This is a genomic window from Corallococcus macrosporus, assembly GCF_017302985.1.
GTDB lineage: Bacteria > Myxococcota > Myxococcia > Myxococcales > Myxococcaceae > Corallococcus > Corallococcus macrosporus_A.
The window spans coordinates 3,030,094-3,047,610 of record NZ_JAFIMU010000007.1; the positions used below are offsets into that span (position 1 = coordinate 3,030,094).

16 protein-coding genes are annotated in these 17,517 nt (G+C 69.9%); 12 read left to right on the forward strand and 4 right to left on the reverse strand.

Annotated features, from left to right (window positions below):
- Positions 1 to 70: 70 nt before the first annotated feature.
- Positions 71 to 817, forward strand: coding sequence for a queuosine precursor transporter (locus JYK02_RS24985; protein ID WP_207054585.1), 747 nt, complete (start codon positions 71 to 73; stop codon positions 815 to 817).
- Between the two features lie 9 nt (positions 818 to 826).
- Here the strand turns inward: JYK02_RS24985 and JYK02_RS24990 are convergent, their stop codons facing one another.
- On the reverse strand, positions 827 to 3,436 hold the full coding sequence (locus JYK02_RS24990; RefSeq protein WP_207054586.1) for a U32 family peptidase: 2,610 nt from the start codon (positions 3,434 to 3,436) through the stop codon (positions 827 to 829).
- A gap of 268 nt (positions 3,437 to 3,704) precedes the next feature.
- Between JYK02_RS24990 and JYK02_RS24995 the strand changes: the two genes are divergently transcribed.
- The 5 genes from JYK02_RS24995 (at position 3,705) to JYK02_RS25015 (ending at position 11,108) form a co-directional block, all read left to right on the forward strand.
- Positions 3,705 to 4,838, forward strand: coding sequence for a heparan-alpha-glucosaminide N-acetyltransferase domain-containing protein (locus JYK02_RS24995; RefSeq protein WP_207054587.1), 1,134 nt, complete (start codon positions 3,705 to 3,707; stop codon positions 4,836 to 4,838).
- Positions 4,839 to 4,920: 82 nt separating this feature from the next.
- Positions 4,921 to 5,199, forward strand: a complete 279-nt coding sequence (gene grxC, locus JYK02_RS25000) for a glutaredoxin 3 (RefSeq protein WP_207054588.1) — start codon at positions 4,921 to 4,923, stop codon at positions 5,197 to 5,199.
- A 305-nt stretch (positions 5,200 to 5,504) separates the two neighbouring features.
- On the forward strand, positions 5,505 to 7,184 hold the full coding sequence (locus tag JYK02_RS25005) for a right-handed parallel beta-helix repeat-containing protein (RefSeq protein ID WP_207054589.1): 1,680 nt from the start codon (positions 5,505 to 5,507) through the stop codon (positions 7,182 to 7,184).
- A 53-nt stretch (positions 7,185 to 7,237) separates the two neighbouring features.
- Positions 7,238 to 9,196 (forward strand): PAS domain S-box protein, encoded by a 1,959-nt coding sequence (locus JYK02_RS25010; RefSeq protein ID WP_207054591.1) that lies wholly within the window; start codon positions 7,238 to 7,240, stop codon positions 9,194 to 9,196.
- The gene (locus JYK02_RS25015; RefSeq protein ID WP_207054593.1) at positions 9,186 to 11,108 is read left to right on the forward strand and encodes an ATP-binding protein; all 1,923 of its coding nucleotides are present in this window, start codon (positions 9,186 to 9,188) and stop codon (positions 11,106 to 11,108) included. The genes JYK02_RS25010 and JYK02_RS25015 overlap by 11 nt, the downstream gene beginning before the upstream one ends.
- Before the next feature lie 15 nt (positions 11,109 to 11,123).
- Here JYK02_RS25015 and JYK02_RS25020 read toward each other — a convergent pair whose 3' ends face one another.
- Positions 11,124 to 11,987, reverse strand: coding sequence for a general secretion pathway protein GspE (locus tag JYK02_RS25020; protein ID WP_207054596.1), 864 nt, complete (start codon positions 11,985 to 11,987; stop codon positions 11,124 to 11,126).
- A gap of 314 nt (positions 11,988 to 12,301) precedes the next feature.
- Here JYK02_RS25020 and JYK02_RS25025 point away from each other — a divergent pair, with 314 nt between their 5' ends.
- The 4 genes from JYK02_RS25025 (at position 12,302) to JYK02_RS25040 (ending at position 15,029) form a co-directional block, all read left to right on the forward strand.
- Positions 12,302 to 13,039 carry a MotA/TolQ/ExbB proton channel family protein gene (locus JYK02_RS25025; protein WP_207054597.1) on the forward strand — a complete coding sequence of 246 codons (738 nt, stop codon included), beginning with the start codon at positions 12,302 to 12,304 and terminating at the stop codon, positions 13,037 to 13,039.
- Between the two features lie 137 nt (positions 13,040 to 13,176).
- Positions 13,177 to 13,665, forward strand: a complete 489-nt coding sequence (locus JYK02_RS25030) for an ExbD/TolR family protein (RefSeq protein ID WP_207054599.1) — start codon at positions 13,177 to 13,179, stop codon at positions 13,663 to 13,665.
- A gap of 18 nt (positions 13,666 to 13,683) precedes the next feature.
- A complete protein-coding gene (locus tag JYK02_RS25035; protein WP_120547584.1) occupies positions 13,684 to 14,262 on the forward strand; it encodes an ExbD/TolR family protein in 579 nt (192 codons plus the stop codon).
- A 107-nt stretch (positions 14,263 to 14,369) separates the two neighbouring features.
- The gene (locus tag JYK02_RS25040; protein ID WP_207054601.1) at positions 14,370 to 15,029 is read left to right on the forward strand and encodes an HAD family hydrolase; all 660 of its coding nucleotides are present in this window, start codon (positions 14,370 to 14,372) and stop codon (positions 15,027 to 15,029) included.
- Here the strand turns inward: JYK02_RS25040 and JYK02_RS25045 are convergent, their stop codons facing one another.
- Positions 15,030 to 16,163, reverse strand: a complete 1,134-nt coding sequence (locus JYK02_RS25045) for a fatty acid desaturase (RefSeq protein WP_207054604.1) — start codon at positions 16,161 to 16,163, stop codon at positions 15,030 to 15,032. It lies immediately after the preceding gene.
- Between the two features lie 355 nt (positions 16,164 to 16,518).
- Between JYK02_RS25045 and JYK02_RS25050 the strand changes: the two genes are divergently transcribed.
- Together JYK02_RS25050 and JYK02_RS25055 are read left to right on the forward strand one after the other, a co-directional pair.
- Positions 16,519 to 16,725: a cold-shock protein gene (locus JYK02_RS25050; protein WP_014400218.1), complete on the forward strand. Its 207-nt coding sequence runs from the start codon at positions 16,519 to 16,521 to the stop codon at positions 16,723 to 16,725.
- 92 nt (positions 16,726 to 16,817) lie between these two features.
- Positions 16,818 to 17,009, forward strand: coding sequence for a hypothetical protein (locus tag JYK02_RS25055; RefSeq protein WP_207054606.1), 192 nt, complete (start codon positions 16,818 to 16,820; stop codon positions 17,007 to 17,009).
- A 110-nt stretch (positions 17,010 to 17,119) separates the two neighbouring features.
- On the opposite strand, the gene JYK02_RS25060 is transcribed toward JYK02_RS25055, so the two are convergent.
- A complete protein-coding gene (locus tag JYK02_RS25060; RefSeq protein WP_207054608.1) occupies positions 17,120 to 17,341 on the reverse strand; it encodes a hypothetical protein in 222 nt (73 codons plus the stop codon).
- Between the last annotated feature and the right edge of the window lie 176 nt (positions 17,342 to 17,517).

The following is a 17,517-nucleotide window of genomic DNA, read 5'->3' on the forward strand; positions in this document are numbered from 1 at the left end:
GGCGGCCAAGCGACGGGGGCGGGAGGGTGTGCTAGCTCTAGGGGCGCCTCGCTCTTGAAGGACGCATCGGATGACCCTGGACCGGCGGATTCAGCTTTTCTTGGTGCTCGCGGGGCTGTTCATCACCTCGCTGGTGGTGGGCGACATCATCGGGGTGAAGCTGTTCGAGGTGCACCTGGGCCCGGTGGTGGCGGTGATGTCGGTGGGCATGTTGCCGTTCCCGGTGACGTTCCTGCTGACGGACATCCTCAACGAGTTCTACGGCAAGAAGGTCGCGCGGTTCGTGACGTGGGTGGGCTTCTTCATGGCCATCTTCACGTTCGTGATTGTCGCGCTGGCCGGCCAGATTCCGTGGGCGCCCATGACGGAGGCCAAGGGCTACAACGGGACGGTGGCGGCGTCGTTCAACAACGTGTTCGGCGGCTCGCAGCGCATCCTGATGGCGTCGATGGTGGCGTACCTGGTGGCCCAGTTCCTGGACATCTCGGTCTTCAACCTGCTCAAGCGCGTGACGAACAACCGGATGCTGTGGCTGCGCGCCACGGGCTCCACGGTGGTGTCGCAGCTCATCGACACGGTGGTGGTGCAGTTCGTCGCCTGGACGGGCGTGCTGCCCCAGGACGTCATCTTCCGGATCATCTTCACCTCGTACGCGGTGAAGCTGCTGGTGGCCATCGGCCTGACGCCGCTCGTCTACCTGGGGCACGCGCTGGTGGAGCGCAAGCTGGGCATCTCCCCTGTGGTGCTGGGGGAGGACGGTGAGCCGGTGAACCTCTCCCCCACCGGCACCGAGCCCCCGCCCGCCGCCGCGGCCTGAAGCGTGGCTTCAGCGCGCGTTCGCGGCCGGGTGCTTGAGCACCTGCATCGTGCCGCGCGTGACGCCGAACTGCTCGTGCACCGCCGCGCGCTTCACCGCCTCCGCGGGTGACAGCCGGCCCGCGAGCAGCTCCTGGTACGCGGCCAGCACGCGCGTGGCCTCTTCACACGTCTCGCGCACGAACTCCACGCGGAACCTGCGCACGCCGCGCTCCAGCAGCCGGGGCACCAGCGACGCCGCGCTCTGCGCCTGCGCGTTGAACACCGTGTTGCGGCAGCCCACGTCCACGATGACCGGGTGCTCCAGGCCCAGCCGGTCCTTCAGCGCGATGGCGTGCTTCTCACACGGCCGGCCACAGGCCTTGTAGTCGCGGCCGTTGGACAGCGTGTGTGAATACACGCAGTGCTCCGTGTGGAACGTCGCGATGTGGTGGTGCAGCGCCACCGCGAACCGGTGCGCCGGCGCCTGCTCCAAGAGCGCGAAGAGCTGCTCCGAATCCAGGTCGTGCGACACCGTCAGCGTGTCCAGCCCCAGGCTCAAGAGGTGCGCCGCCGTCAGCGAGTTCGTCACGTTGAGCGAGAAGTCCCCGTGCAGCACCGGCCGCGACGCCCCCGCCGGCTGCTCCAGGAAGTGCATCATCGCGCCCCAGTGGCGCACCAGCACCGCGTCCGGCCGCAGCCGGTCCAGGCGCGTGTCGTAGCCCTCCTCGCCCGGCTTCTGCACGCGCACCGTGGCGATGGTGACGCGCAGCCCCGCCGCGCGCGCCCGCTCCACCGCCTTCTGGAGCCCCACCATCTCCATCCAGTCCAGCTCCACCTCGGGCAGCCCCGCCGCGATGACGGCCTCCAGTTGCGCGTCGTTGCGGCACAGCGGCAGCAACCGGGGCGCCTCCTCCGCCGGCCGCGACGCCACCTTCGCCAGCAGGGCCTGACGTACGCCGGCCTCCACCGCCTCCGTGCTCACAGTCCGCGCGGGGCCACGCTCCACGTCCGCCGTCAGCTCCGCCACCAACTGCCGGCGCAGCGCCTTCAGCTCCGACACCGGCAGGTGCAGCCCCGGCGCCAGCCCGGACGCATCCAGCGCCTCCAGGTGGAACGACGTGCCGCCCAGCGCGGCCAGCTTGTCCTTGAGCAGCGCCGCGTCCACGCCCGCGCCCCGCGACGGCGCGAGCAGCGTCGTGCCCACGGCCTCGCGAGTGAAACGGCCCGTGCTCATCCGCACGCGCAGCGGCTCGCCCGCCACGCCGGACACCCGCAGCGACAGCGGGATGCGGCCCTCCGGCTCACCCTCCGCCAGCAGCTCCCCCGTGCGCCGCGCCAGCGCGGGGTCGCTGTTCAGCCACACGCGCTGCCCCGGCGCCACGCGGTTCAGGTCCGGACCCGGGTGGCCAAAGCCCAGCACCCACGCGTCGCCCTCGCGCTCCACGCGGAAGATGGGGCCGCCCGGCTCGTGCTTGTCCTCCGGCGCGCCCGCGTCGAACACCACGCCCATGCCCGGACGCGGATCCACGTCCGCGGGGTCGGGCTCGCCCGTGAGCGGCGCGGACACGTTGCCCGCCGGGGCCTCCGGGCGCTCGTCACCCAGGCCCAGCGCGCCCGTCCACGGCCGGTCGTCCGGCACCACGAGCACGTCCTTGCCGGACACCGCATGCACCCGGCCCAGGTACAGCCCACGGTGCTTCGGGAAGCGCCCCTCCACCAGCGTCTGGTGGTCGGACCCCGCCAGGAACCCGTGGGAGAAGCCGCGGCTGTACGACAGCGACATCTCCGCCAGGTCCTTCGCCAGCCGCGCGCCGTCGGGCTTGCCGGCCATCACGCCGTCCAGCCAGCGGCGGTAGCCCTGCACCGTGCTGGAGACGTACTGCGGCCCCTTGAGCCGGCCTTCAATCTTCAGGCTGTGCACGCCGATGTCCGCCAGCTCCGGCACCGCGCGCACGCCCGCCAGGTCCTTGGGGCTGAGCAGGTACTTCACCTCGCCCAGGTCGCGCGTCTCGCCGTCCACCACCAGGTCGTACGGCAGCCGGCAGGACTGCGCGCACTGACCCCGGTTCGCGGACCGGCCGCCCCAGGCCTCGCTCGTGAGGCACTGGCCGCTCCACGACATGCAGAGCGCGCCGTGGATGAAGACCTCCAGCTCGATGTCCGTCTGCGACGCCAGCCGGCGGATCTCCGCCACCGACAGCTCGCGCGGCACCACCATGCGCGTGAAGCCCAGGCCCGTGGCGAACCGCGCGCCTTCCGCGCTGGACAGCGTCATCTGCGTGGACGCGTGCAGCTCCAGTTGGGGGCACACCGCCCGTGCGAGCAGCGCCACCGCCGGGTCCTGCACGATGAGCGCGTCCACGCCCGCCTTCGCCACGCCGCGCAACAGGTGCTCCACCACCGGCAGCTCCGGCTCGAAGACCAGCGTGTTCAGCGTCACGTAGGCCCGGGCGCCCGCCCGGTGGATGAGCCCCACCGTCTCCGGCAGCCTTTCGAGCGAGAAGTTCTCCGCGCGGGCGCGCGCGTTGAAGCCCTCGTCGAGCCCGAAGTAGACGGCGTCCGCGCCACTGGCGAGGGCGGCACGCAACGACTCCAGGTCACCGGCGGGGGCGAGGATTTCGGGGCGTCGGGGAGGCATGCCTCTCTAACTACCACGCCCACCCCGGCTGCTCCCGACTTGATGCCCGTCCACCCACCGGGCGGGCGCCCGTCCCGTCCCGAGGGACCCACCGATTCCAACCCAACCCCCTGCGTCGGACAGTGCTTGGCGTGACAAGGATTCCAGTGTCAAAGGTATATCCGCTGAATGTTTGTCTTTGATTTGCGCGGTGATATTCCTTGAGGCAGGCGCGCAGGGCAGGGGGATGCCAACAAGAACCGCGCGCCCATTTCCGAAAGGATGACCCATGCAGCGCGAGCAGGTGTCGGGGGCGCGCTCCGCCTCTGGACGGCTGGAAGCGGTGGATGCCATGCGGGGCACGGTGATGCTGCTCGTGTTCCTGTCGCACTTCGCGGATGCGTATCTCTATCCGCTGGGCGGTGAGGCCGCGCACCTGCGCGAGCGGCTCAACCTGCTGACGAGGCTGGCCACGCCCGGCTTCATGGTCATCAGCGGTCTGATGCTGGGGCTGCTGTACGCGCGCAGCCGCGACTTCGGCCCGCTGCGCGCGCGGCTCCAGCGCCGGGGCCTGTTCCTGCTCACCGCGGGCCACCTGCTCATCGTGCCCACGTATCGCTTCTGGCCGGACGAGTCGCTGGTCCTGCTGCGCGCCCTGCCGGTGACGGACACGCTTGGCGTGGCGCTGTTCGTGGGGCCCTGGGTGGTGACGCGGCTCGGCGGACGGGCCCGCGCGATGCTGGGGCTGGGGCTGTTCGCGCTGAGCTGGACGGTGAGCCTGTGCTGGTGGCCGGAGTGGGTCGTGGCGCGCGCCTTCAAGGAGGTCTTCTTCGGTCAGCGCGAGCTGTCCGTTCTGCTCTCCGGCTTCCCGGTGGTGCCGTGGCTGGGCGTGTACCTGGTGGGCAGCATGTTCGGCGAGTGGCTGGGGACCTGGGGCCGCGCGGACGTGAAGGGCGTGGGCCGGCGCTTCGAGCTCGTGGGCCTGGGCATCGCCATGGGCGGCGCCGGGCTGGTGGTGCTCCACATCGCGATTCACCACCTGTGGCACGGCGCGGGCTTCGACACGCTGATGGCGCTCACGTCGCAGGCGCAGAAGTACCCGCCGGGGCCCGCCTACGTCGCGCTCTATGGCGGCACGGTGCTCGCGCTGCTGGGCCTGCTGATGCGCGCCGAGCAGGCCGGCTACCTGTCGCGCTACCTCAAGGCGGCGAGCGTCATCGGGAGGCACTCGCTGCTCGCGTTCGTGCTCCAGTTCTACGTGTACTACGTGGGCCTGTACCTCCTGCGGCTGCACTACACGCCGCTGTGGCCGCTGATCTTCGTCCTCACCGCGGGCCTCCAGTGGTGCGCCCTGTACGCGTGGGACCTGCGCGACCGCGCCCGTGAGGCCTCCACGCGCCTGCCTACGGCCGTCGCGCGCTGAAGGCCGGGCAGGGGAGCGAGCGACCCCATGCCGGGTGGCGGACCGCGAACCGCGTCCCCACCCTTTGGCGCAGGAGGTCGTGATGCCCGAGGTCGTCGTCTACATGAAGCGCACCTGCCCCTATTCGCGCCAGGCCATGGCCCTGCTCGACGAGAAGGGCTGCGAGTTCCAGGGGGTGGACATCGCCGCGGACGAGGAGCGGCGCGAGGAGATGATGGAGCGCTGCGGCCGCCACACGGTGCCGCAGATCTTCATCGCGGGCCGCCACGTCGGCGGCTGTGATGACCTGTACGCGCTGGAGGAGCGCGGGGAGCTGGATGCGCTCCTCGGCCGTGAGGCCCGCGACTCCACCTCGCCCTGACGCCTTGGCCATCGCCGTGCCCGGGCCGTGCCTTCCATCCGGAGGACACGGCCCGCGTGTTTCCAGGGCACCCACGTCGTCCCTCCGGGCAGTGGCCCCACTCTGCGCGCGGTGCCTACGCTCCGGCACATTCGCGGGCCCTTGTCGCCAGGCCCAACCGCGCGGATTCACATTCCTGCCCGGCTGCCCTGCGACCCGGCGTCACCGGCGTCCCGGGCTGACGGGGAATGCGCGGCACACGTGTTCCCGTTGCCGGCCGACCCCGCGAGCGCACCCCCGCGCCGTGAACCCCACGAGGAGCCCACATGCGCTTCCGCCTGACCCTGACGACCCTCGTCTGCGCCACCGGGATGCTTGCTGGCACCGTCGGCTGTACCGGCAAGGTCGAACCCGCGCCCGCGACAGCCGCGCCTCCGGGCACGTCCAGCCCACCCATCGTCACGCCGCCCCAGCGGCCCCAGCCGCCCGCCGACGCGGGCACGAGCCCCGGTGTGGACGGTGGTGCCACCCCAGATGCCGGTGTCACGCCGACGGATCCGCCCGCGGACCCGGTGGACCCCCCGCCCACGGAGCCGCAGGAGCCGGAGCCTCCGCCTCCCGCCGAATCGCAGTACACGCGCGTGCTCTGGGTGTCCCCCAGCGGCAACGACTCCGCGGCGGGCACGCAGGCGCTGCCCCTGCGCACGGTGGCGCGCGCGCTGTCGCTGGTGAAGCCCGGTGAAGCCGTGTTCCTCCTGTCCGGCACGTGGCGTGAGCCCGTGCAGTTGACGGAGCGCGGGGGCACGGCCTCGAAGCCGCTGACGCTGAGGGCCGCGCCGGGCGCCACGGCCACCCTCAAGGGCGGCTCCATTGGCAGGACGGCGCTGGTGGACGTGAGCGGCGCGTACTGGAACCTCCAGGGGCTCACGGTGGACGTGGGCGGCGAGCGCACGTTCGCGGTGATGTGGCGCGGCGCGGGCGCGCACCACGGCGTGCTCAAGGACAGCGTCCTGAAGAACGGCACGGAGGGCTCGGGCGTCTACGTGACGGACAAGGCGCACGACGTCCTCATCGAGAACAACGACATCTCCCACTTCGACCAGGGCGAGGTGGACAGCCACGGCGTCACGGTGCAGACCTCCGCGAGCAACGTGGTGGTGCGCGGCAATGACATCCACCACAACTCCGGCGACGGCGTGCAGTGCCTGGGGCCGGAGGGCGGCGCCACCAACCCGGGCACGCCGTTCGACAACCTGCTGGTGGAGGACAACCGGCTGCACGACAACCGGGAGAACGGCGCGGACATCAAGACGTGCACCCGCGTCACGCTGCGCGGCAACACCGTCTACAACCACCGCGCCGTGTCCACCGCAGCGGGCGAGGGCATCATCGTCCACATGTCCCCGTCCGACGTCACGCTGGAGGACAACGTCTTCTACGCCAACGCGCGCGCCATCCAGATTGGCGGCAACCGCGAGGGGGCGCCTCCCACGCGCGTCATCCTCCGCCGCAATGTCATCCACGACGGCCTGGGCGAAGCCGAAGGCGAGGAGGGCACCGGCATCCGCGTGGACGCGTCCGTGGACGTGAAGGTGCAGCACAACACCGTGTGGAACCTGAGCGGTGCGTGCCTCATCTTCGGCGCGGGCTCCAACGGCTCCAGCCAGGGCCTGGACGTGCGCAACAACATCTTCGCTGGCTGCGGCACCGCCGCGCGCGCGGGCTCCGGCCGGAGCGGCGCGGTGGTGGACGGCAACCTGTACTTCCGCAGCGGCGGCGCGGTGTCCTTCCACCTGGATGGCGCCACCGTGAGCTTGGCGGACTGGCGCTCGAAGGCCGGCCTGGACAAGCGCTCCCAGGAGCGCGCCCCCGGCTTCGTGGACACCGGCGCGGACGACTACCAGCTGGCGGCGCAGTCCCCCGCGCGCGAGGCGGGCCTGTCCCTGGGGCTGCCCTTCTGCGGCGCGGCGCCGGACCAGGGCGCGTTCGAGTCAGGCTGCCCCTGACCCCCGGGGTTGTGTAGACTCCGGGGCCCCTCGCTCCGGAGTCCTGCGCCCCCGTGTCGGCCCCGTCGGAACCCGCCTTCGGCATCGTCCTGGTCCCCCCGGGGTCGGTGGCCCGAGAACCCCTGAACGCCTGCGCGGAACGCGCGGGCCTGCGCGTGGTGGACGACCCGGACGACGCCTCGCTGGCGCTGGTGGACCTCACCGCGCCCGGCTGCGGCCCCGCCGTGGTGGAGCTGCTCACGTCCCTCAACGGGCCGCACCTCACGCTCATCGCGGTGGTGTCCCCGGAGCCGCGCGGCTTCGCCGCCGTGGACACGCTGCGCCCCGCGGACATCGTCACGCACCAGGGGCTGCCGCACGAGCTCACCTGGCGCCTGCAGCGCGCCGCGGAGCGCCACCGCGAGCGCGAGGAGCAGGCCCGCAGCCAGACGGACCTGGCGCTGCTCCTGGAGCTCACCGCCGACTACGCGGAGAGCTCCGACGTGGAAGCGCTCCTGCACGGCGTGACGCGGCGCCTGGCGGAGCAGCTGGACATCGCGCGCGCCACGCTGGTGATGGTGGGCGGCGGCGTGGACGAGGGCGTCATCGTCGCCGCCAGCGACGACCCGGGCATGAAGGACCTGCGCATCGACCTGGCGCGCTATCCCGAAATCCGTGAGGTCGTGCGCACCGGCAAGCCCGTCGTGATGCAGGAGGCCGCCACGCACCCGCTGCTGGGCGACCTGGAGCGCCGGGCCGTGGCCGCGCGAGGCATCCACGCCATCGCCGCGCTGCCCCTGCCCATCCGAGGCCAGGTGCGCGGCGTGCTGCTGTTGCGCGCGGCCGGACGCCGGCGCGCGTTCAGCACGCGCGAAATCGACTTCCTCACCACGGTGGCCCACGCCACGGCGGTGGCGCTGCGCAGCGCCTCGGTGCTCCAGTCCGTGCAGACGGCGCGGCTGGCCGCGGAGGAGAAGGCCGCGTCCTTCAAGCCCTACCAGCTCTTCTTCGCCCACGTGAGCGAGGGCGTGGCCATCCTCGACGACGAGGCCGCCGTGCTGTCGCTCAACCCCGCGGGCGCGCAGATGCTGGACACGTCCGCCGGCGAGGCGCGGGGCAAGCACCTGAATCAAATCACGCAGCCGGTGGACGACGGCGTGCTGATGGAGCTGGTGACGTCCGCGTCGCGCGGCGAGGCGCGCATGGGCGTGGACGTGGTGGTGCGCACGCCCGCGGGCCGGTGCCTCACGCTGTCCATGTCCGCCGCGCCGCTGCGTGACGAGGACGCGGCCACCATCCTGTCCTTCCGCGACGTGACGCACGCGCGCAAGCTGGAGGACGAGCTGCGCAACACGAAGGACTTCCTGGAGCGGCTCATCGACTCGTCGGTGGACGCCATCATCGCGGCCGACCTGAAGGGGCGCATCATCCTCTTCAACAAGGGCGCGGAGGCCATGTGCGGCTACACCGCGCAGGAGGCCCAGGAGAAGCTCAACGCGCTCCAGCTCTACCCGCCCGGCGTCGCCCAGCGCATCATGGCCCAGCTGCGCGGGCCGGACCTGGGCGGCAAGGGACGGCTGTCGCTCACGCGCCAGGAGCTGATGCACCGCTCCGGCGAGCGCGTGCCCGTGAACATGACGGCCTCCATCGTCTACGAGGGCGGCCGCGAGTCCTTCACCGTGGGCATCTTCACGGACCTCCGGGACCGCGTGCAGCTGGAGCGCAAGCTGTCCGACGTGGAGACGCGGCTGGAGGAGAGCGAGAAGAACGCCGTCATCGTCGCGCTCGCCGGCACCGCGGCCCATGAGCTCAACCAGCCCCTCACCTCCGTGATGGGCTACGCGGAGCTGCTCAAGCGCAAGCTCAAGGAGGAGGACTTCGCCTTCAGGCCGGTGGACATCATCTACCGCGAGGCGGAGCGCATGGCGGAGATCGTCCGGAAGATCGGGAAGATCACTCGCTTCGAGGTGAAGTCGTACGTGGGGGCGCAGCAGATCCTCGACTTGGACAAGGCCAGCTCCCATGAAGAGTGAGGTCCGCGCCGTGCGTCCGTCCGGAACCCTGGCCCCCGACGCCTTCCAGGCCTTCTTCGACGCGCTCGACGAGCCCGCCGCCGTCTGCGACGTGTCCCTGCGCATCGCGGCCGTGAACCCCGCGCTGCGCCGCTTCTGCGCGGCGCATGACATCTCCGTGGACGTGCTGGCGGAGGCCCTGGCGGGCGCCGTCGCGCCGGAGGACGGGCAGTCCCACGAGGTCGACCTCGTGCTCCAGAGCGGCACCTCGCTGGTGCTCGCCCTGTCGCGCCGCGCGGACACCGTGGCGGTGCGCGCCCGCGTGGACACGGAGGTCATCAGCGGCCGGCTGGTGGTCGCGGAGCGGGCCCTGCTGGAGCAGGCGCGCACCGAGGGCGTGCTCCTGGACCTGGGCCGCAGCGTGGCGGAAGCCGGCGGCGAGGAGGAGCTGGTGGCCGCGGTGGCGCGCGGCGTGAAGGAGCTGTTCCCCGGCCGCGCCTTCTGCATCCGCATCGTGGACGCGCGCTCCGGCGGCCTCACGTCGCTCTACGCCGAAGGCCGCCTGAAGGAAGGCGCGCACGAACCGCTGGTCCTCTTCCAGCGCTCCGTGGAGAAGACGAACCTCACCGTGACGGCGCTGCCGCAGGGCAGGGTGTCCATCTCCGAAGAGGTCCCGCTGCTCTTCCACGGCAGCACCCGCGCGGTGAGCGCGCCCCTGGTCGCGAGCGGCCAGCTCTTCGGCGCCATCAACATGGAGTACCCGGAGGGGCTGGACGCGGACCCCGCGCACGACGAGCGCGTGCTGCTCCAGTTGGCCAGCCAGGTCGCCGTGGCGGTGAAGAACGCGAAGCTCATCGACGAGCTGACGTTCGTGCGCAAGTACCTGGAGGAGCTGCTGGAGAAGGCCAACGCGCTCATCCTGGTGGTCAACCGGGACAAGCAGGTCGTGGTCTTCAACCAGGCGCTGAGCGCGCTCACCGGCCTGTCCAAGGAGCAGGTGCTGGGCCGGGATTTGTCCTCGCTGGTGGCGTCCAGCGAGCAGTTGCGCCTGGCGCCCGTGCTGGCCGCGGCCATGCGCGGCGAGTCCGTGAACAACTTCGAGACGCGCCTGCTCACCCGCGACGGCGGCGAGGTGCGCGTGTCCTTCGCCACCTCCTCCATGCTCACCCAGCCCGGGGAGGTGGAGGGCGTCATCGCCATTGGCCAGGACGTCACGGTGGTGAAGGAGCTGGAGAAGCGCATCATCCACGCGGAGAAGCTGGCCTCCATCGGGCAGCTCGCCGCCAGCGTGGTGCATGAAATCAACAACCCCATGACGGCGGTGGCCACCTACGCGGACGCGCTGCTCCAGCGCTCGCGGATGACGCCGGGCGCGAACCCCGCGGACCAGGAGAAGCTGAAGAAGATATTGGAGAGCAGCCACCGCATCCTGCGCTTCACCCGCGACCTGGTGAGCTACGCGCGGCCCGCGCAGGACCGGCCGGAGCGCGTGTCGCTCAACGCCGTCGTGGACATGGCGGTGGGCTTCTGCGAGCACGTCGTGTCCCAGGCCCGCGTCAGCGTGCAGCGCGAGTACGCCAGCGACGTGCCGCCCCTGGCCGCCGTGCGCGCCAACCTGGTGCAGGTGTTCGTCAACCTCATCACCAACGCCTGCCACGCCATGCAGCCCGGCGGACAGGTGTACCTGTCCACGCTCCAGGAGGGCACGGAGGCGGTGGTGCGCGTGCGCGACACCGGCACCGGCATCGAGCCGCGCAACCTGTCGCGCATCTTCGAGCCCTTCTTCACCACCAAGCCCGAAGGAAAGGGCACGGGCCTGGGCCTGTCCATCTGCCAGGGCATCGTGGAGAACCACGGCGGACGCCTCACCGTGGAGAGCACGATGGGGCAGGGCACCACCTTCACGGTGCGCCTGCCCGTGGCCGCAGACTGAGCGGCGGGCGGCGCCTCAGCCCTCGCCGCCCTCGTCGTCCAGCTCGCGCCGGAACTCCTCGTTCGTGAGCAGGCCCTTGCGCGCCATGATGCGCATGAGCGCCCAGAAGCGGCGCTCCAGCTCCTCCAGCCGGTCCGGCTCCTCGCGCGCCGCCTGGCCGAAGAGGTAGTCCAGGTCGTCCAGGACGCCGCCTCCGGACGACGGCGCCTTCGCCTTGCCCTTGTCCCCCGCGCCCGCGCCGCCGCGCTTGCGCTTCGCCTGCTCCTCGCGCTCGCGGATGAGGTCCGCCAGCGACGTGCGCTGCGTCTTCTCCGCCGCCGGCAGCTCCTCGCCGACGATGACCTCCTCGTCGTCCTCCTCCACGGCGGGGCGCGCGGGAGCCGGAGCGGGTCTTGCAGGCGGACGCGCCGGGGCAGGGCGGGGGCCCGTGGCCACGGGGACCTTGTGGTAGTAGCGCAGGATGGCGCCGCGCACCGCGGACAGCGCCGTCACCCGGCCGCTGACCTTCAGGCCGCTGGTGAACTCAATCTCCTCGATGGCGGTGATGTTCAGCGGATCCGCCATGGCCACCACCAGCTGGCGCCGGCCGCCCACGTTCTCCAGCGCGTAGGGGAACAGGTCGTGCTGTTCGCAGAAGCGCGCACGCAAGAGGTGCACCGCCGCCCAGTCCGGGGTGATCGCCGCCAGGTCCACCTGCGGCATCCCCAGGGCCTCACTGAGCGCCTGGGCGAGCGTGGCCTCCGTGATGGCGCCCTGCCCGATGAGCGTCACCCCCAGCCGCTGCCGCGTCTGTCGTTGCGCCGCGAGCCCCGCCTCCAGTTGGGCGGGGGTGATCGCGCCGCGTTCCACCAGCAGCTCACCAATGCGCTTCCTGGCCATGGTTTCCCCGCCTAGCACGGCACCCGAAGGTGCCCAAATCGCTGGCACGCCTGTTGCGCAAGCGGCTGGAAAGGGCCTGTCGTGTACCCTGGGAAGCGACTTGGCAAGCCGCGAGCCAACGCAAAATTCCTGTGAGATTTCAGTAACTAACGCTGAGGGTGCCTGCCTTGACACGCCTGGGAGCGGTTCCTAGACTCGGCGCCACCGTGATCCAAAATTCCTGCTTCTGACCTGGGTGGATGTCCACCCGGCCGGTCGCAGTGCGGAGGGGCCCGCTAGCGCGTGCCGCTCCGCCCATCTGGAGGCATTCCGTGATGAACCTGGGGTTTGTAGCCAATCTGTCCGTCCTCGCCAACGCCGGCGGAAGCAATGAGACCTTCCTGCAGGAGCTGGGGCGCCGCTGGGAGTCCGGTCAGGCCGGCATGTACCCCATCGCGGTCTGTCTGGTGATCGCGCTCTCCATCATCATCGAGCGCAGCATCGTCCTGTTCGGCAAGGCCTCCATCAACAAGGAGGGCTTCCTGCGCGGCCTGAAGAAGCACATCTACGCGGGCGACCTGGACAAGGCCATCAACTACGTGGCGGGCCAGAAGAGCACCCCGCTGACCAACGTCATCAAGGCCGGCCTGATGAACGTGCCGAAGGGCCAGGAAGAGGTCCAGGCGGCGCTCGACGAGGCCAGCCTGCGTGAGACGCCCCGCCTGGAGGCGCGCACGGGCTACCTGGCGATGCTCGGCAACGCGGCGATGCTCGCGGGCCTCCTGGGGACGGTGAACGGTCTCATCACCTGCTTCGAGGCGGTGGCGAACGTGAACCCGGCCGACAAGGCCACCATTCTGGCGAACGGCATCTCTGAAGCCATGAACTGCACGGGCTTCGGTCTGCTCACGGCCATCCCGGCGCTGATCGCCTTCTCCGTGCTGATGGGCCGCACCCAGGGCCTCATCAACGACATCAACGAGACCAGCGTCTCCGTGCTGAACCTCATCGTCGCCAACCGCGACAAGTTCAAGAACCTGAACATTCCGGCCTCCGCCCACGCCGAGGAGTAGTCGCTCCTCGGCGGTACGCGGTGGACGTGGAACCTGGAGCACTGGCGCGCTGTCTGTGGGAAGCGCGTCATCCTTCGCAGTCTTCTTGAAACGTCGTTCGTGCGCGAAGAGCGCGGTAGGGTTGGGAGGTAGTCGCCATGGCCGGCGGAATGGACCTGGGCACCGGTGGAAAGGGTGGCAAGAAGCCGCTCGATACCGCCATCAACATGGTGCCCTTCATCGACCTGATGGCAGTGACCATCAGCTTCCTCATCATGACGGCGGTCTGGACCCAGATTGGCCGTCTCCAGGTGTCGCAGGCCGGCGGGGCCTCCACGGACGAGCAGCAGGAGGAGGAGAAGACCAAGACGGTCCAGCTCACCCTCCTGGTGTCCGCCACGGAGATGCGCCTCACCGCCGACCAGAGCGCCTTCGACCCCATTCCCCTCACCCGGGATGACAAGGGCCGGCCGGACCTGACCAAGCTGGTGGCGCGCTTCAAGGAGTTGAAGGCGCAGCTGCCGGACCAGTCCGCCATCACCCTTCAGACCGAGGACATGGTCCGTTACGAGGACCTGGTCCGCATCATCGACGAGTGCATCGGCTCCGGGTTGCCCCAGGTGTCGGTCTCCGCGGCGATGGGCTAACAGGAGAGCACCCAAGCCATGGGCATCAAGGTTCCCGGTAAGCGGTACGGCAAGCGGCTGGAGCACTCCAAGGTCTTCGGCCACGGCGGTCACGGCAAGAAGAACGGCAACGCCGACCTGCTCATCACCCCGCTCGTCGACATGTTCGTCATCATCGTGCTCTTCCTCATCGCGAACTTCTCCGCGACGGGCGAGGTGCTGATGATGACCAAGGACATCGTCCTTCCCGAAGCGGTCAACGTGAAGGAAGTGGAGATGCACCCGGTGGTGATGGTGTCCAACGACCAGGTCAGCGTGTCGGGCACCATCGTGGGCCGGGTGGAGGACCTCACCAAGGACGAGTACCTCAACATCCCCGCGCTGGAAGAGAAGCTGCGGGACATGAAGAAGCAGTTCGAGGACCTGCACTCCATGGCCGGCGGTGGCGAGACCTTCAAGGGCGACGTCAACATCCAGGCCAACAAGGACGTCCAGTTCAAGGTCATCAAGCGGGTGATGTTCAGCTGCGCCACGGCCGGCTACGGCAACATCAACTTCGCCGTCATCCAGGCCGGTGGCGCCGCCGCCGGTGAGAAGACGGCCGCCGTCACCCCGTAACAGGCTTCGCGGCGGATCCCGGCCGGTTCCGGGGTCCGCGCTTCACCCAAAGACGCCCTGACCCTCCGTGGGTCGGGGCGTTCGCGTTTCTGCTAGAGAAGCGCCCCATGCTCCTGCGCGCCGTGCTCTTCGACCTGGATGGGACGCTGGTGGACTCGCTGGGGGACATCGCCACGGCGATGAACCACGCCCTCACACAGCACGGCCTGCCGCCGCACCCGGAGGCCGCCTACCTGCGCTTCGTGGGAGAAGGCGTGGCGAAGCTCGCGGAGCGGGCCACCGGCGGCGCGGCGCCTGAAGTCCAGGGGCAGGTGCTGTCCACGTACCACGCCTACTACGACGCCCACCTGTTCGACCGCACGCGCGCCTACCCGGGCGTGGAGGACGCGCTCGTGGCGCTGGCGGCGGACGGCGTGCGGCTGGGCGTGCTCAGCAACAAGTCCGACGACTTCGTGAAGCGGCTTGCGGCGCGGCTGCTGCCGGCGGTGCGCTTCACGGCCGTGTACGGCGAGCGGCCGGGCATCCCTCGCAAGCCGGATCCCACCGCCGCGCTGGCGCTGGCGGCGGAGCTGGGCGCGCCGCCGGCCGCGTGCGGCTTCGTGGGGGACACCTCCGTGGACATGGACACCGCGAAGGCCGCGGGCATGTACGGCGTGGGCGTCACCTGGGGCTTCCGCACCGCGGAGGAGCTGCACGCGCACGGGGCGCGCGCGGTGGTCTCCTCGGCGGGCGGGCTGCTGGACGCGCTGAGGTCCGCGGGGGCCTGATCAGGCGGCCACGGCGAGGTCCGGCTTCGGCTGCTCGGGGATGGCGTCCGCGGCGGGCGGACGGCCCAGCAGCTTGAGCATCCGGTAGTGCGACGCCACGGCGCCGCGGAAGGTCACCGCCTCGATGTAGGGCAGGCCATGCTCCTGGGCGGTGGCCTTCACGATCTCGCTCAGCGCCGGGTAGTGGATGCTGCACACCTTGGGGAACAGGTGGTGCTCCACCTGGAAGTTGAGGCCGCCCACGTACCAGCTCAGCAGGCGGTTCTTGCGGGCGAAGTTCGCGGTGGTGCGCAGCTGGTGCACCATCCACGCGTCCTCCACCTTGCCGTCGGTGTCCGGCACGGGGTACTCCGCGTCCTCCACCACGTGGGCCAGCTGGAAGACGATGCCCAGGATGAAGCCCGCCGTCAGGTGCATGGCCAGCTGCCCCACCACGAACTGCCACCAGGTGATGTCCAGCACCAGCCACGGAATCACCAGCGTCCAGCCGTAGTACACGGCCTTCATCGCCAGCAGGCGGGCCCACTCGGCCGGCGCGTGCTTCTTGCCCTTGTAGGGGCCCAGGTCCTTCTGGAAGAAGTACTTGTAGTCCTTCGCGAACACCCAGAAGACCGTGGTGAACGAGTACGCGGTGAACGCGTACAGGTGCTGGAAGCGGTGGTACGGCTTCCACTCGCTGTGCGGCGACAGCCGCAGCTGCGGGCTCACCGTCAGGTCCTCGTCCATGCCCTGGATGTTGGTGTACGTGTGGTGCAGGACGTTGTGGGTGATGCGCCACATGTAGCTGTTCGCGCCGATGAGGTCGAACGCGAAGCCCACCACGGCGTTCACCTTCGCGTTGTCGCTGTAGGAACCGTGCACGCCGTCATGGCCGATGCAGAACCCGATGCCCGCGATGGCCACACCCATCAGCACCGCCAGGGCCAGCATGCCCCAGGCGTTGAAGTGGCCGCTGAGCAGCAGGCCGTAGACGCCCGCGGTGAAGCCCAGGATGGACAGGGCCTTCACGTACATGGCCTTGTTGGCCCGCTGCGAAAGGTTCCGGGTCTCGAAGTATTCGGAGACGCGTCGCTTCAGGTCCTCCGCGAAGGAGGCATCGCGCTGGCCAAAGGTCACACGGGTTGGGTTTGTCACTGGGAGGGACGCCTCACGATTGGGGCTGCAGGGGTGATTCCGGTACGGGGCATCCACGATAGGACACGTCCGGCTGGAAGTGTTCAGGGCTGAAAACTATTCCGGAACACCGGGGGCCCCTGGAAGTGTCACCCCTGGCCGCCTGGAGCGTCAGCCAGCGGGAAATGCACCGCCCCGAGAAGGCGTTTCACTGCCGGATCGAGGTTGTTACCTTCGACGGCGTGGGAAGGGACGGGAGTGGTTCCCGGCTCGACTTCATGCCTGTTCAGGGCTAAGGCGCGGTCTTCGCCCCAAAATTCGGGGGCGGGCAGTCCGGCGATTTCGCGGGGTTGCCAGTGGGACAAGGACGCAGATCATGGCAAGTGGTACGGTGAAGTGGTTCAATGATGCGAAGGGCTTTGGTTTCATCACGCAGGACAGCGGTGGTCCGGACGTGTTCTGCCACCACACGGCCATCCAGTCGGACGGCTTCCGCACCCTGGCCGAGGGCCAGAAGGTGGAGTTCGACGTGAAGAAGGGCCCCAAGGGGCTCCAGGCGGAGAACGTCCGCCCGGTCGGCTGAGCCCTCCGGCTCTGCTGCTTTTCACGCATCCACGAGGTCCGGCCTTGAAGGGGCCGGGCCTCTTTTTCGCTCAATGTTTCCCAGGAGGTTCCATGCAGGGAAGGTCCACGAAGCGGCAGAAGGAAATGGCGCGCCAGCAGAAGCAGCGCGAGAAGGACGCCAAGAAGGCCGAGCGCAAGACCGAGAAGGACAACCGTCCGGCGCGCGGGCCGGGCGAAGAGGATCCCGATATCGCCGGTATCATCCCCGGGCCGCAGCCGCTGCCCGACGCGTTCAACACCTGAGTCTGATGAAGCAACACCGCCCCGGCCCATGAGGGCACCGGGGCGGCGGTGGGCGAGGGGCCACGAGGGCCCCTTTTTCATGTCCGCACTTCAGCGGTTCGGAGGCGTGACTAGCCCATGCCGTAGCGCATCCGCTCCTTGTCCTCCGCGCGGTTGTACGCGGTGGCGGCGGCGATGATGTGGCACACCCAGCCCAGGATGCCTCCCGTGCCCAGCCAGAAGCCGGGCGTGACGATGAGCCAGAACACCCCGCGCAGGATGTCACCGTTGTAGATCTGCCCCACGCCAGGGATGAAGAACGACAGCAGCGCAGCAAGACCGGGACGCGACATGAGATTCGTTCCTCCTTGCCCATTCCTACGGGCCTGAAGGGTGTCCATTGCATCACCGGCCGGACACCGCCTGGCTGCCAGGCGGGCCTCCCCGCGGACGGGGTGCAACGCCCTGCCGTCCCCGCTAGCATGACGCATGTTCCTCCGGCCCTGGTGTCACGGCCCTGGAGGGACGG

Bases quoted from the DNA above. Each gene is read 5' to 3' on its own strand.
- JYK02_RS24995 (WP_207054587.1), top strand. From the start codon at position 3,705: ATGCAGCGCGAGCAGGTGTCGGGGGCGCGCTCCGCCTCTGGACGGCTG.
- grxC (WP_207054588.1), top strand. From the start codon at position 4,921: ATGCCCGAGGTCGTCGTCTACATGAAGCGCACCTGCCCCTATTCGCGC.
- JYK02_RS25055 (WP_207054606.1), top strand. From the start codon at position 16,818: ATGCAGGGAAGGTCCACGAAGCGGCAGAAGGAAATGGCGCGCCAGCAG.
- JYK02_RS25015 (WP_207054593.1), top strand. From the start codon at position 9,186: ATGAAGAGTGAGGTCCGCGCCGTGCGTCCGTCCGGAACCCTGGCCCCC.
- JYK02_RS25030 (WP_207054599.1), top strand. From the start codon at position 13,177: ATGGCCGGCGGAATGGACCTGGGCACCGGTGGAAAGGGTGGCAAGAAG.
- JYK02_RS25040 (WP_207054601.1), top strand. From the start codon at position 14,370: ATGCTCCTGCGCGCCGTGCTCTTCGACCTGGATGGGACGCTGGTGGAC.
- JYK02_RS24990 (WP_207054586.1), bottom strand. From the start codon at position 3,436: ATGCCTCCCCGACGCCCCGAAATCCTCGCCCCCGCCGGTGACCTGGAG.
- JYK02_RS25060 (WP_207054608.1), bottom strand. From the start codon at position 17,341: ATGTCGCGTCCCGGTCTTGCTGCGCTGCTGTCGTTCTTCATCCCTGGC.
- JYK02_RS24985 (WP_207054585.1), top strand. From the start codon at position 71: ATGACCCTGGACCGGCGGATTCAGCTTTTCTTGGTGCTCGCGGGGCTG.
- JYK02_RS25025 (WP_207054597.1), top strand. From the start codon at position 12,302: ATGAACCTGGGGTTTGTAGCCAATCTGTCCGTCCTCGCCAACGCCGGC.
- JYK02_RS25035 (WP_120547584.1), top strand. From the start codon at position 13,684: ATGGGCATCAAGGTTCCCGGTAAGCGGTACGGCAAGCGGCTGGAGCAC.
- JYK02_RS25020 (WP_207054596.1), bottom strand. From the start codon at position 11,987: ATGGCCAGGAAGCGCATTGGTGAGCTGCTGGTGGAACGCGGCGCGATC.
- JYK02_RS25050 (WP_014400218.1), top strand. From the start codon at position 16,519: ATGGCAAGTGGTACGGTGAAGTGGTTCAATGATGCGAAGGGCTTTGGT.
- JYK02_RS25005 (WP_207054589.1), top strand. From the start codon at position 5,505: ATGCGCTTCCGCCTGACCCTGACGACCCTCGTCTGCGCCACCGGGATG.